This is a genomic window from Veillonella montpellierensis DSM 17217 (genome assembly GCF_000426745.1).
In the GTDB taxonomy this organism is placed as follows: domain Bacteria; phylum Bacillota; class Negativicutes; order Veillonellales; family Veillonellaceae; genus Veillonella; species Veillonella montpellierensis.
The window spans coordinates 24,074-38,032 of record NZ_AUFY01000012.1 but is presented as its reverse complement, the minus strand read 5'-3'; the positions used below and the strand labels follow the sequence as shown (position 1 = coordinate 38,032).

The following is a 13,959-nucleotide window of genomic DNA, read 5'->3' as shown; positions in this document are numbered from 1 at the left end:
TTTCTATTCATGTCTTGTACGAATCTATGATTATATAGCACTCATAAATCACCTAGGAAAACATCGGCTATGAAAGCCCACCCCTAACTATATCTCTTGTATCAACAAGTCATATCGATTTCAATTCGTAGCTTCTAAATACTATATGATGTTGTATGCATGTAATTAAATATAATAATTATACGCACTTATATAATAGTCATCCGTGCAACTATATTCAATACATACTATAGCTATCCCATTTTAGAATATAAATACAATTCAGATCACTATAATGGCAAGATGGATTTTACGTCTTATAATAAATCAAATAAGATATTATTACCGACAAAATATAAACTTGATTCGCTTTCCCAATATTATATTATCTGAAATAATCTATATAGTCTCATTATAATGTATGAAATTCACGAAATAAGAAAATCATTATAGCATCATACTTTTCATACTTATTTATTTTCCTTAGATTTATATTTATTCTTATTTTATGTATTTTTTATTCATTTTTTATTGACTTATTAAAATTAGAAAGTTATAATAACAACATACAAAAAATATTTCGTTAATAGATATTCAAAAGGAGTGCATGTATATGAATTTCAAAAAAATAGTAACCATCGGTATGGTCGCCATGTCTGTCATGGCCGCATTCACAGGTTGTGGATCGTCTAACAATACTTCAAGTACTAACGAGAAAAAGATCATAGTTGGTACTAATCCTACTTTTGTACCATTTGAGTTTAAAGATGAAAAAACGCAAGGCTATGATGGTTATGATATCGATATGATTAATGCCATTGCCAATAAAATGGGTGCTAAAGTAGAATTTAAAAATGTTTCTTTCGATGCTTTAATACCAGCTTTAATGAGCAAAGATATAGATATTGCTGTATCGGGTATGACCATTACACCAGAAAGAAAAAGTAAAGTATTATTTGCAACACCATATTATGAATCAGGACTAGCCATTGTTACTAAATCATCAACTACTACTATTAATTCCATAAATGACTTATCCAATCATACTGTATCTGTTCAGTTAGGTACTACTGGTGCCAAAGCGGCTCACGCCATTAATGGAGCTACTATAAAAGAATTTGATCACAGTAATGAAGCCTTGCTAGAATTAAAAATTGGCAATGTAGAAGCTGCTGTACTTGATTTACCCGTAGCCCAATATTATATGTCCAAGCATCCAGAAGAAAATTTAAAAATCATACCTCTTAATAACAATGCGAATGAATACTTTGGTATTGCGATGAGTCAGGATAATAGTCAATTACAAAAGGAAATCAATAAAGCAATTGCTGACTTAAAAGCAAGTGGCGAATTCGATAAAATTTACCAAAAATGGTTTAATCAAAACGCCCCTACTGATATGCCTGTAGAATAAATAATTCACACAAAAAAGGAACTAACATTATATGTTAGTTCCTTTTTCATATCAACTCTATAACCATCTATTTATTATAGTTAAGAAGCGAAAAAAATCTGTCCTAGAATGTAAACAATGATGCCTACAGCTATAATAAATTTGATGGATATACCCACTAATGTGCCAATCATAGCACGCTTTGCCACTTTATCAGCCACATTACCAGGAGATATATAACTTTCACAAACATAGGTACAAATAAATACACCAATAGCAGCGCCTATGATTGAGCCGACCAAGGGGAACACACTCGTACCGATAAGGCCGCCAACTATGCCACCTATGAAAGTAGCTATATAAGTCCATTTTGATGGTTTATATTTTTTCATACCTAGAAAAGCTGATACAGTTTCAAGCAGTTCTCCCGCTAATAAGACCAATACTACTATAACTGTTGTAGTGATAGATATAATTTGCCAATGCGTAAAGAAAGCCATTAACACTGTCAAAATAATGATACACCAGTTTCCTGGTAACCCTATCAATGTAGCCATTAAGGATATAAAAAATAACACTGCTAATAGTAGGCCTAAAATGATATTCATATTACATTCTCCTCCCTATAAGTCTATTATAGCAAGAAAATATAGATGCGCCTAATCATTCTATAAAATGTCAATATATTCATCGTTTAATGCTTTATTCATACTGCGTACAGCACAGAATTTACCACACATACTACAAGTATCTGCATGATCACTTTCAGGTGCTCTACTATCACGAATCGCACGAGCCGTATTAGGATCTAAAGCGCATGCATATTGTGCTTCCCAATCTAGTTTTTGGCGAGCTTCTCCCATTTTATCATCAATATCACGTGCATGATGAACGCCTTTTGCAATATCTGCTGCATGGGCTGCAATTTTAGAAGCAATGATACCTTGTTTTACATCGTCTACATTAGGTAATGCTAAATGTTCTGCTGGCGTTACATAACATAAAAATGCAGCTCCATTCATAGCAGCTACTGCACCTCCGATAGCCGCTGTAATATGGTCATAGCCAGGTGCAATATCAGTAACTAATGGCCCTAATACATAAAATGGAGCCCCCATACAAATAGTTTGTTGAACTTGCATATTTGCCGCTACTTGATTCAATGGCACATGTCCCGGTCCTTCAACAATAACTTGTACATTATGTGCCCAAGCACGTTTTGTCAATTCCCCTAGTCTTACCAATTCTTCAATTTGACACACATCAGTGGCATCTGCCAAGCATCCAGGGCGGCATGCATCACCTAAGGATATTGTCATATCATATTCTTCACAAATATCTAGAATATCATCAAAGTATTCATAAAATGGATTTTCTTTTCCCGTCATACTCATCCAAGCAAACACTAAACTACCACCACGACTTACAATATTCATTTTGCGTTTGTGCTTGCGAATTTGTTCAATTGTTTTACGCGTGATTCCACAGTGCAATGTAACAAAATCTACACCATTTTCTGCATGAAGTCGTACTACATCAATAAAATCTTTTGCGGTTAATTCAGCCAAATCTTTTTGATGATGAATGACACTATCATAAATAGGCACTGTACCAATCATGGCAGGGCATTCTGTTGTTAATTTAACACGAAAAGGCTCTGTATTACCATGACTAGATAGATCCATAATGGATTCTGCCCCTAACTCTACGGCTTTCATTACTTTTTGCATTTCAATATCATAATCTTTACAATCGCGAGATACACCTAGATTAACATTAATTTTAGTGCGAAGCATACTACCAATACCCTCTGGATCCAACGAAGTATGATTCTTATTAGCACAGATAACAACTTTGCCTTCTGCTACTAATTGACGAATTTCTTCTACAGGACGAAATTCTTTACGGGCTACTATTTTCATTTGTTCTGTAATAATCCCTTTACGTGCTGCATCCATCTGTGTTGTGTATGAATTCATTTCATTACCTCCTAAAATTTACACTTGTTATCACATGGGTAACGATTAGTTAATCTAAATAAAAACGAGATACCATCTATAGGTATCTCGCATTATTTATGACTAGAAACTTTTCCTACGTTGGCATTATCCAAATCAGGTCAAGGGTCTAAACCAATCAGTTTACTCTCAGCCGACTTCAGTCAGCTCCCCATCTTTATTATTTTTTTCAGTATACCACACTTTATAAAATTTTAATAGTTTTTTATAACAACGATGACCACTTACTATCTTTTCAGGTTACTTCTTATATCTGCTTACTTTTAATATACGTTCTGCTGTATCAATCTGTTCTTGTGTTGGTGGTTCAACATTTTCTAACGTATATGGTATTCCTAATCGTTCCCATTCATGAATTGCCATAGCATGATATGGCAAGACTTCTACTCGTTCCACTGTATGTAATGTATCTATAAATTCTGCTAACCGTGTTAATCCCTCAATGTCGGTCGTTATGCCTGGCACCAGCACATGACGAATCCACATGGCTTTACCTTTATCTGACAAATACGTAGCCATTTCTAAAATATTTGTGTTCGCTTGTGCTGTCAATTTCTTATGGCGTTCATTATCTATTTCTTTTATATCTAATAAGAACAAATCTGTTAAGTCACATAATGTTTCAAACTTGGAAAAAAATGGCTCATCCCACGTAAAGGGATTTCCCGATGTATCAAGACAAGTATGAATGCCTTTCTTTTTAGCCAATGTAAATAATGCAATGACAAAATCAATTTGCAATAAAGCCTCTCCACCACTCACAGTAATCCCGCCGCCATTTCGCCAGTACGCTTTATACCGTAATGCTTGTTGAAATACATCCTCTGGCGTTCTCCATTGTGCATTTCTATTATCAAATTGCCACGTTTCTGGATTGTGGCAATATCGGCAACGCATGGCACAACCTTGTAAAAATACAATAAATCGTAATCCTGGCCCGTCTACAGCGCCAAATGATTCTGTAGCATTTACTAACCCTTTTATTTCTCTTTGTGTATCTCCCATAGAACCACCTCCTTTTACAATACATAAATAGCCCTGGCGCAAAGCACAGGGCTACTATGTAATTATACTACACACTATATGCTAGTATCCTATGGAAATCAAAATCACATAGTCCTAGTCAAATGTGCCTTCATTCATTACATTCTTTCATGGAATGTTCTGGAAATAACATCCAATTGTTGTTCGCGAGTTAAATTGATAAATTTAACGGCATATCCAGATACGCGAATTGTAAAGTTTGCATATTCTGGTTTATCTGGATGTTCCATAATATCAAGTAATGTTTCTTTGCCAAATACATTTACATTCAAATGATGCGCCCCTTGATCAAAATAGCCATCCATAACATGTACAAGATTTACAGAGCGTTCTTTGTTATCATGACCTAATGCAGATGGTGTCATACTTTGTGTATTAGAAATACCATCTAATGCCCATTCATATGGTAATTTAGCTACAGAGTTCAAAGATGCCAACAAGCCATTAGCGTCAGCATTATAGCTAGGGTTAGCGCCTGGTGCAAATGGAGTCCATGCAGGACGTCCATCTGGTAGCATGCCTGTATATTTACCATATACTACATTAGAAGTAATGGTCAAAATAGAAGTAGTTGGTTCGGATTCACGATATGTGTGACGACGTTTAATCATAGCTAAGAATGTACGTAACAACCATACGCCAATTTCATCAGCACGATCATCATCATTACCATATTTAGGGAAGTCCCCATCAATTTCAAAGCTTTCTGCAATGCCATCTGCTCCACGAACCACTTTTACTTTCGCATATTTAATAGCCGATAAGGAATCGATGACATGGGAGAACCCTGCAATCCCCGTAGCGAATGTACGACGTACATCAGTATCAATCAATGCCATTTCAGCCGCTTCATAATAATATTTATCATGCATATAGTGAATCAAGTTCAATACATTTACATAAATATCTGCTAACCAATCTAGCATCGGTACAAATTTAGCCATTACTTCATCATAATCCAAATATTCAGAGGTAATTGGTACGTATTTAGGGCCAACTTGTTTTTTAGATTTTTCATCAATACCGCCATTAATAGCATATAACAATGCTTTCGCAAGGTTAGCACGAGCTCCAAAGAATTGAATTTCCTTGCCTGTTTGTGTAGCCGATACGCAACAGCAAATAGAATAGTCATCGCCCCAAACAGGTTTCATAACATCATCATTTTCATATTGAATTGAGCTAGTAGATACAGAAATATAAGCTGCATACTTTTTAAATGGTTCAGGTAATTTAGAGGAATATAATACAGTCAAGTTTGGTTCTGGAGAAGGTCCCATATTTTCCAATGTATGCAAGAATCGGAAGTCGTTCTTAGTAACCATGGAACGGCCATCCATACCGATACCAGCCATTTCCAATGTTGCCCAAATAGGATCACCAGAGAATAGTTCATTGTATGATTTAATGCGGGCGAATTTTACCATACGGAATTTTAATACGATATGGTCAATTAATTCTTGTGCTTCTTCTTCTGTTAACGTGCCTGCTTCTAAATCACGTTGAATATAAATATCCAAGAATGTAGAAATACGACCTACAGACATAGCCGCACCATTTTGTGTTTTTATAGCTGCTAAATAACCAAAATACAACCATTGTACTGCTTCACGTGCATTTTCTGCTGGCTTAGAAATATCATACCCATAGGAAGCCGCCATTTCTTTCATTTGTTTCAATGCTTTAATTTGATCTGCTAATTCTTCACGCAAGCGAATAACAGAATCAAGCATAACGCCACAGCCACAATTAGCTTTATCTTCTTCTTTCCATGCAATTAATTGATCAATACCATATAAAGCAACTCGACGATAATCGCCAACAATACGACCACGGCCATATGTATCTGGCAAGCCTGTTACAATATGACTACTACGAGCTGCACGCATTTCTGGAGTATATGCATCAAATACAGCTTGATTATGTGTTTTATGATATTCATTAAAAATTTTATGAAATTCAGGGTTTGGCTTATCTCCGTACATTTCTAATGCTTCTTCTGCCATTTTAATACCACCATATGGCATAAATGCACGTTTTAATGGTTCATCTGTTTGCAAACCCACTACTTTTTCTAATTCTTTATGAGCAGGATCAATATATCCTGGTGCATGAGAGGTAATACTAGATACTGTATTAGCATCTTGTTTTAATACGCCACCATTTAACCGTTCTTGTTTTTGTAATTCTTGTACTTTTGTCCATAATATATTAGTAGCTTCTGTAGGACCTGCTAAAAATGATTCATCCCCATCATACTGTGTATAGTTTGTTTGGATAAAGTCTCGAACATTACATTCTTCTTTCCATAAACGACCATTGAAATTATTCCATGCTTTGTGTTGTAACATATGATTCGTTCCTCCATATCGGATATATAACAACTATTAGAAAAACAAATTATAAAATTTCCGGTACTTATCCGATTCACAGTATATGATTAGCAATAATCATATTGTCAGACTTCTTACTTTGATTATATGTTTATATGATAATTACTGTCAATATAATCACTTCTATTTAACGGGTATATTCCCCTAGATATATCAAACAATCCTTATATCTATTGGTATATCAAGGATTATATAAAATAGGAACAATAAGTAGATAAAAAACGCATAGTAAATAATAATTATTATTTACTATGCGTTTTGATATATTCAGTATATATAAAATATTTTTATACGTATCTATATAATACTATATATTCTCATTTTACTGTAGCAATATAATATGCGTTAGGGAAGAATTTTAAAAAATTATTTTCATTTTTATGTGGCACTACTACCAATACACATGTAGCTGGTCCTGCACTAGTTGACAAGAATGTATCACTCAATGCCTCATTAAATAGGAATGTTTCATGAGAGCATTTTTTTGTAGCCTTTGTTAACGAGAAACATTCTTCCCAAATTCCTTGCGATCCTACTGGTATAATTTCTTTCACAAAATCAATTTTTTGCAAAGCATATATATCATCATAGGTGACAATAGACTCTAATTCATCAATAACCGCTTGTCCCACTAAGGGCTTACCCACACAATATATACAATCACCTGCACGTATGGTAGACATAGAATACTCAGTAGAATTAATAATGCCCATGCCGGTAACACCTACGCTAGTCGATGTAAGTACCATATTTTCTTCTGAACTACCATTAATTTCAACATTAGAAAGTTTAGCTAATGTTATTTCCTCCCGTATTCCCTGTAAAACAGCCTGCCCTACTGTCTCAAAATGATTCCCCACTAAATTAGTTAATAGAATGGGCGTCGCCCCAAATGCTAGTAATTCAATTAATACAACGCGAGCCGCATAGGCGCCTACCATAGTGTATGGCACCTTCAATAAATCATGCACCGCTTCTCCAATTCCTGCTGACATATCACAAGCTATCACCATAGATTGATTTGTTCCAACAGGTATAATTGTTAAATCTCTATATTTCATATGCAATCACTTTCATGTATTTGACTATATATTCACACTTATACTATACATTATATCTGATAGTATAAGTGATATATACTAAATCAATCGATTTCTCAGTAGAACTATTTATATAATTTCTTTGACAGAATAATACACAATGCTATGGCGGCAATGCATAAATTGGTAATTGCAGCTATAGAAAGTGGTACGAATAAAATCCATAGTGATACATGAAATGCTTCATCCATAATAGCTAAACCAATAACTACATTAATGAAATAGGCGACCACAGAGGCAAGAAAAATTCCCAAAAAGCGATACCTATCTTTAAAGTAATTTCCTATAATGCTATAAATAGCACAACTTACAATCATAACACAAGCTACTGTACAATGAACTGGTATTGATAATGGAAAGCCCACTAATAGAGCAGATATCATATGTGCGATGCCACCAAGTAAAGAGCCTATCCAAGGTCCTAATAAAATCGCACCAATAAATGCTGGTGCGGAATCTAACGCGATGGAGCCCATAATTTTTATATTAGCCCCAATAACAGCTAACGCTAATAGTAATCCTGCTAATGCTATTTTTTTTGTAGTAATACTTTCCTTCATACTATATCAATCCCTTTCTAATCGATTACTGTATAGTGCATCAATGTATATTTTATACTACCATTAATCTGACTAATTGACCACTAAAAAATAAACTGCCATACAGTACAAAGACCATATGGCAGTTTATTTTGTGTACATATACTTAAGTCTTAATTAATATGTTCCTACTTACTAGTATGGTAGTAGATTAAAAAATATTTTTACTATAATTAGCATACTTAGCTTCTAATTTTTCCATGCATGCATTCATTTCTACTTGAAGATCAGAAGCTATATCATACTTCCCAGTGCCTAATGCATCTGTTAAGCGAGTAAATAAGGATTGATTTGTTTCCGTATCTTTTGCTAAATAGTATCGTAACTCATTAACTTCATGCCATGCTGCATCATCAATAGCATTCGATTCATTATGCAATTTCACACATTTACGCACTATCTCTAAATTAGTAGGAATCAAACGGTTAGCTAACTCTAATCTCCAACGTTTTAAAATAGAAGCGATAAAGGAATCCATCAAATCTTTTGGGAATCCTCCACCTAATGATAAGGCCGCCACTTTATCAGGATGGTCTGTATAGCCCTTCACATTTTCCCATACAGTAGCTGGTGGAACACCAAACATTTGATTTCTTTCTTCTGCGGTATAATCTTCAAAAACATCTTTTTCAGTGCGATACGCTCTATCTGTTTCTAAATAATCAGCTACGTCACCTGGTGCTTTTGATAATTCTGCCTCTAATTGAGCCCTTGTTTTTCCTGATTCTAACGCATATTTAATACCATCGAAAGCTGCCAAGAAAATAAGCGCTAATGCGGTATATGTATTAGTATATGGATTAGGAGAACGTAGCTCATAACGAGTTGCCATAGGATTATCTAAATCGCGAATTAACCCACAAAGAATTGTTCTATTGCGACTTGGAACATCTGGGCTAGTACCTAAAGAAGTAACAATACAGACAGGTGCTTCAAAACCTGGTTTTAACCGATTTAATGAATCAGTAGTAGAGCTAATGAATGGATTAATTGCTTCATAGTTTTTCAATAAACCCATAATAGCCCCTAAGCCAGGAACCGATACAGCCTCTTCTCTCATATTTTTTGGAGAAAACAAGTTAATGACTTTACCATTTTTTAATTTAGCCATTAAGCCAAAATGAGTATGTTCCCCAGATCCAGCTACTCCAATAATTGGCTTAGCATTAAAGGTAACATCCAATCCATTTTCCCGGAATACTTCGCGAACGATAATACGAGCCTGTAATTCATTATCTGCAGTTTGCAATGGATGATTCGTAAATTTCCAGTCAATTTCTAATTGTTCTAATACATAATCAATATGTCCATCATCACCAATTTTGCCTTTAACACCACCAACTTCTTTATGTCCCATTTCAGCTTTCATGCCATATTGATCAAGACGTTCTACAGCTTGTTCTAAGGCAGTTCTAACAGCACCATGTGTTCGTTGCCAATATTGTTCTTGTAGTTTTTGTGATGTAGATAGCTCTTTTTTCGCAATACCAATAGATGGTGTTTTTACCCAAAACTCTAATTCTGTAGCTGATGTGAATATAATATCTTCTACATCAGCCGCTTTAAAATGATCTAGCCCTGGAATATCATGTTTTTGAAAGAGCTTTAACATTTCGGCTTTTACATAGTCACAGCTATTTTTTAAAATAGCACGAGAATCAACATATCGGTTACAATGCATCAAAAATGCTGGAATACGAAGTGTTCCTACAGGCAAGCCTGTTTCTTCATCCATATGTTCATAGTTGTAGTCAATAAACCAATTAACACTTGGGTCTCCCCACATATCAACACGAGCATTATTTAAAGTTGCAATATTAGTTAATACTACAGATGATCCATCAGTTTGAACCGCTGTCCCTTCAAAAAAAGATTCATAATCTTTAAAGAATGCACTTATAGGAATCTTTTCATCTGTATCATTCCCTGCTAAGTCAATTCCTACTAATGACACAAATTTAATTTCTGGGTGTTGTTCCAATAAAGCCAATACACCTTCTTTTCCATATTGACCAGCAGGAATATAATATAATAATTCTGTAGACATAACCATATCCTCCTTATACTAACAACGCTTTTTTCTAATATGACAAAAAAGACTTCCCATACAGTAATATATACTGTATCGAGAAGTCTTCATTGACTATTATTATCTTTGTAGAAAGAATATCACAAGTTACATTCTTTGTCAACAAATTTATTTGGCAAGCATTTCTTTTACAATATCACTTACCAACTTACCATCAGCTTTACCCTTTGTGCTTGGCATAACATGACGCATAACATTGCCCATATTGACATCATCACCACATGCTAGTATTGCTTCAGCTACAATTTTACGGATTTCTTCTTCCTCTAATTGTTTAGGTAAATAGTTAGCTAATACATCCATCTCTGCTTGTGTTTGTAAAACTAAATCTTCACGGCCACCTTTTTTAAATTCTGCTAACGAGTCATGACGACTTTTCATTTCTTTAGCAAGTATAGTGATAACACCGTCATCATCTAATTCTATTTTTTCATTGATTTCTGTATTTCTAATGGCACTGTTAACCATTCGGATAACAGAAAGAGCTACTTTGCCAGCTTCACGAGCTTTCATAGCTTCCTTCATATCAGTTTTTAATTGATCTTTTAAGGACATACTTCCTCCAAGATTATGCTCTGAATTTGCGTTTACGTGCTGCTTCAGATTTTTTCTTTCTTTTTACGCTTGGTTTTTCGTAGTGTTCACGTTTTCTTACTTCAGACAAAACACCCGCTTTTTGGCAGGAGCGTTTGAAACGGCGAAGAGCACTTTCAAGCGTTTCATTTTTACCGACTTTGATTTCAGACATCTATATCCCTCCCTCCAAATTTTACTAGGGAAGTGCAGGTATTTTATATACGCACATGAGATTATTATAATGACTTTATTAATATTTGTCAATATCCATCTAATGGTAAATAGGGTAATTTACTAGACTCATCAAGGGTTAGGCCATGATAACTCTTCTCCACCAAGCATGTGTGCATGCATATGAAATACTGTTTGACCTGCCTTTTCGCCAGTATTAAAGATTAGACGATAGCCATCCTTAGAAATTCCTAATTCTTTAGCTACTTCTTTGGCAAATGATAAAATTCCTGCTATATAGTCAGCATTATTTTCATTTAAATGAGCTATATTAGAAATGTGATTTTTAGGGATAATTAACACATGAACTTTAGCTACGGGATTTAAATCATAAAATGATAAAAATTTATCATTTTCTAACACCTTTTTAGCTGGAATTTCGCCATTAACAATTTTGCAAAAAATGCAATCTTCTTTACTATGAAGCATACATGCCTCCTATATTACGATTCAATAACAACATAATTATCATCAATTGATACCACAGTTCCACCAACAAGGTCACCTATTTCATACGGTGTGGAACCTTTTTTTATTTTACCATGAATATACTCATTCGTTAAGCCTTTATACCAACCATCTTCTTCTTTTTCAATGAGAATTTCTGCTTTTTTACCAATTCGAGATGATGCATATTTTTGAAAGCCTTCTTCACTTAAACGATTTAAAATAGCCACTCTCGTTTTTTTTACAGCTTCAGGTACTTGATATGGCATATCCGCAGCAGGTGTTCCTTTTCTAATGGAATACGGAAAAGCGTGAATATGAGTAAATCCAATTTCTTTTACTGTTTTTATCGTTTCTTCAAAGTCCTCATCAGTTTCTTGTGGAAACCCTGCAATAATATCTGTTGTAATTGATATATCAGGAATTTTAGAGCGCAACCAACTAATTAATTTCTTATATTCATTCAATGTATAGTGACGTTTCATCAATTGTAATACATGATTCGACCCTGCTTGTAATGGTAAATGTAAATTAGGACACACTCTTTTATTGGTAGCCATCAAATGAACCAACTCATCGGATACTTCAACAGATTCAATAGATCCAAAGCGAATACGTCTCAATTCTGGAATATCTAGTAATGCTTTAACCACATCCGCCAATATTGGTCTATCAGGTAATTCTATGCCATAATTTCCCAAGTGAATACCGGTCAAAACAATTTCATGATACCCATGATTTACCAATCGCTTAGCTTCTTGTACAATATCATCAATCCGTCTTGATTTTAACTTTCCCCGTGTATAGGGAATAATACAAAAGGCGCAATAATTGTTACACCCTTCTTGTATTTTCATAAATGCTCTCGATTTATTAGACTCGTCCCCTAATAATGGCATTTCTTCAAATGTAGCTTGCTCCATAATATTTCGAACCGCATTAATTTGTTGTTCTGTTACATCAATCTCTTCTATCAGTTCTACAATGCGATGTCGGTTATTTGTACCAATTACCAAGCTAACACCTTCGATAGCTGCAATAGCATCTGGATCGAGTTGTGCATAGCAACCAGTAACAATAATGCGGGCTGCCTCATTAGTTCTCTTAGCTTTTCGAATTAGCTGACGTGATTTACGCTCTCCCATATTAGTAACGGAACACGTATTAATGACATAAATATCAGCTACATCATCAAAGGGAACAACCTCATATCCTTTTTGTAAGAACAAACCTTTCATTGCATCTGTATCATATTGATTCACACGACATCCTAAGGTAGTAAAGGCAACTGTTTTCATCGTATTTTTATGACATTTCATTCAACTATCATAGACTCCTTTCTACTATTATAGATTCACTTCATATGCTATCATTGCCATCGCTGCTATGGCGGCTGTTTCTGCTCTAAGTATATTATGCCCCAAACTAACAGGCTGGACTCCATATTCTACCATATGTTCGATTTCATTTCTAGTAAACCCACCTTCTGGTCCAATAAATATGAGAATACGCTGATTATCCTCTTGTTTGTATAACTTTTCTGACAAAGCTTCTTTTAAAGTAGTTCCTTTTTCATCTTCATAGGCAACAAAACAAATTGAATGCGTTTCGCCTGCTAAGATAGTATCAACAGACATATCCACCACTAGATTAGGCATTTCATAACGACCACATTGTTGTGAGGCTTCTTGTATAATTTTTTCCCATCTTTGTTTTTTAGTATGTAGTTTTTTTCTATCATACTGAGCTACACAATTAGCAGTGCTTGTTGCATAAATCGTACCTACATTTAATTCAGTTGCTTTTTGCAAAACCCAATCAAATTTATCACCTTTCAAAAAGGATTGTACTAACACGATTTGATGCTGACTAGACTCTACCTTTTGGTATTCGATTATCTGCATAACTGCACGTCCATCAACTTCTTCTAAAAACTGATATAATCCATGATTCCCATTTTTATCTGCAACGATAATAGGTTTCTGAAAGGGATGTCGCAATACATGTAATACATGATGTGTAGTTTCTGTAGGTAATATGATCGTATCCTCTAATAAAGAGGAAATAAAAATTTTTTTCATAATTATTTC

The 13,959-nt window shown here is 34.6% G+C and carries 13 protein-coding genes and 1 riboswitch; of the genes, 1 reads left to right on the top strand and 12 read right to left on the bottom strand.

Going from position 1 to position 13,959, the window contains the following annotated elements; all coding sequences use genetic code 11:
• Positions 1–586 precede the first annotated feature (586 nt).
• The gene (locus tag K357_RS0104700; protein WP_028257679.1) at positions 587–1,393 is read left to right on the top strand and encodes a basic amino acid ABC transporter substrate-binding protein; all 807 of its coding nucleotides are present in this window, start codon (positions 587–589) and stop codon (positions 1,391–1,393) included.
• Positions 1,394–1,473: 80 nt separating this feature from the next.
• Here K357_RS0104700 and K357_RS0104695 read toward each other — a convergent pair whose 3' ends face one another.
• From K357_RS0104695 to K357_RS0104640, 12 genes are all read right to left on the bottom strand, one after another.
• A complete protein-coding gene (locus K357_RS0104695) occupies positions 1,474–1,980 on the bottom strand; it encodes a DUF456 domain-containing protein (RefSeq protein ID WP_028257678.1) in 507 nt (168 codons plus the stop codon).
• A gap of 60 nt (positions 1,981–2,040) precedes the next feature.
• Positions 2,041–3,351, bottom strand: a complete 1,311-nt coding sequence (gene thiC / locus K357_RS0104690) for a phosphomethylpyrimidine synthase ThiC (RefSeq protein WP_028257677.1) — start codon at positions 3,349–3,351, stop codon at positions 2,041–2,043.
• A gap of 94 nt (positions 3,352–3,445) precedes the next feature.
• Positions 3,446–3,554: riboswitch (TPP riboswitch) on the bottom strand.
• Between the two features lie 76 nt (positions 3,555–3,630).
• A complete protein-coding gene (gene pflA / locus K357_RS0104685) occupies positions 3,631–4,395 on the bottom strand; it encodes a pyruvate formate-lyase-activating protein (RefSeq protein WP_028257676.1) in 765 nt (254 codons plus the stop codon).
• Between the two features lie 137 nt (positions 4,396–4,532).
• Positions 4,533–6,785, bottom strand: coding sequence for a formate C-acetyltransferase (pflB, locus tag K357_RS0104680; RefSeq protein WP_028257675.1), 2,253 nt, complete (start codon positions 6,783–6,785; stop codon positions 4,533–4,535).
• 359 nt (positions 6,786–7,144) lie between these two features.
• On the bottom strand, positions 7,145–7,888 hold the full coding sequence (locus K357_RS0104675; RefSeq protein WP_028257674.1) for an AIR synthase related protein: 744 nt from the start codon (positions 7,886–7,888) through the stop codon (positions 7,145–7,147).
• Positions 7,889–7,992: 104 nt separating this feature from the next.
• Entirely contained in the window at positions 7,993–8,487 is a 495-nt protein-coding gene (locus tag K357_RS0104670) for an ECF transporter S component (RefSeq protein ID WP_038113612.1), read from the bottom strand.
• A gap of 190 nt (positions 8,488–8,677) precedes the next feature.
• The gene (locus tag K357_RS0104665; RefSeq protein ID WP_028257672.1) at positions 8,678–10,579 is read right to left on the bottom strand and encodes a type I glutamate--ammonia ligase; all 1,902 of its coding nucleotides are present in this window, start codon (positions 10,577–10,579) and stop codon (positions 8,678–8,680) included.
• A 144-nt stretch (positions 10,580–10,723) separates the two neighbouring features.
• On the bottom strand, positions 10,724–11,170 hold the full coding sequence (locus tag K357_RS0104660) for a GatB/YqeY domain-containing protein (protein WP_028257671.1): 447 nt from the start codon (positions 11,168–11,170) through the stop codon (positions 10,724–10,726).
• A 13-nt stretch (positions 11,171–11,183) separates the two neighbouring features.
• Positions 11,184–11,363, bottom strand: a complete 180-nt coding sequence (gene rpsU, locus K357_RS0104655) for a 30S ribosomal protein S21 (protein ID WP_004695751.1) — start codon at positions 11,361–11,363, stop codon at positions 11,184–11,186.
• 131 nt (positions 11,364–11,494) lie between these two features.
• Complete coding sequence (locus tag K357_RS0104650; protein ID WP_028257670.1) at positions 11,495–11,851, bottom strand: histidine triad nucleotide-binding protein; 357 nt, start codon at positions 11,849–11,851, stop codon at positions 11,495–11,497.
• Positions 11,852–11,865: 14 nt separating this feature from the next.
• Positions 11,866–13,167, bottom strand: a complete 1,302-nt coding sequence (mtaB, locus tag K357_RS0104645; RefSeq protein WP_028257669.1) for a tRNA (N(6)-L-threonylcarbamoyladenosine(37)-C(2))-methylthiotransferase MtaB — start codon at positions 13,165–13,167, stop codon at positions 11,866–11,868.
• 48 nt (positions 13,168–13,215) lie between these two features.
• On the bottom strand, positions 13,216–13,950 hold the full coding sequence (locus K357_RS0104640; protein WP_028257668.1) for an RsmE family RNA methyltransferase: 735 nt from the start codon (positions 13,948–13,950) through the stop codon (positions 13,216–13,218).
• Positions 13,951–13,959 lie beyond the last annotated feature (9 nt).

Excerpts from the sequence above, each read along its gene's own strand:
- K357_RS0104695 (WP_028257678.1), bottom strand. The coding sequence starts at position 1,980 with ATGAATATCATTTTAGGCCTACTATTAGCAGTGTTATTTTTTATATCC.
- K357_RS0104700 (WP_028257679.1), top strand. The coding sequence starts at position 587 with ATGTATATGAATTTCAAAAAAATAGTAACCATCGGTATGGTCGCCATG.
- K357_RS0104665 (WP_028257672.1), bottom strand. The coding sequence starts at position 10,579 with ATGGTTATGTCTACAGAATTATTATATTATATTCCTGCTGGTCAATAT.
- rpsU (WP_004695751.1), bottom strand. The coding sequence starts at position 11,363 with ATGTCTGAAATCAAAGTCGGTAAAAATGAAACGCTTGAAAGTGCTCTT.
- thiC (WP_028257677.1), bottom strand. The coding sequence starts at position 3,351 with ATGAATTCATACACAACACAGATGGATGCAGCACGTAAAGGGATTATT.
- K357_RS0104675 (WP_028257674.1), bottom strand. The coding sequence starts at position 7,888 with ATGAAATATAGAGATTTAACAATTATACCTGTTGGAACAAATCAATCT.
- pflB (WP_028257675.1), bottom strand. The coding sequence starts at position 6,785 with ATGTTACAACACAAAGCATGGAATAATTTCAATGGTCGTTTATGGAAA.
- K357_RS0104670 (WP_038113612.1), bottom strand. The coding sequence starts at position 8,487 with ATGAAGGAAAGTATTACTACAAAAAAAATAGCATTAGCAGGATTACTA.
- K357_RS0104660 (WP_028257671.1), bottom strand. The coding sequence starts at position 11,170 with ATGTCCTTAAAAGATCAATTAAAAACTGATATGAAGGAAGCTATGAAA.
- K357_RS0104650 (WP_028257670.1), bottom strand. The coding sequence starts at position 11,851 with ATGCTTCATAGTAAAGAAGATTGCATTTTTTGCAAAATTGTTAATGGC.
- pflA (WP_028257676.1), bottom strand. The coding sequence starts at position 4,395 with ATGGGAGATACACAAAGAGAAATAAAAGGGTTAGTAAATGCTACAGAA.
- mtaB (WP_028257669.1), bottom strand. The coding sequence starts at position 13,167 with ATGAAAACAGTTGCCTTTACTACCTTAGGATGTCGTGTGAATCAATAT.
- K357_RS0104640 (WP_028257668.1), bottom strand. The coding sequence starts at position 13,950 with ATGAAAAAAATTTTTATTTCCTCTTTATTAGAGGATACGATCATATTA.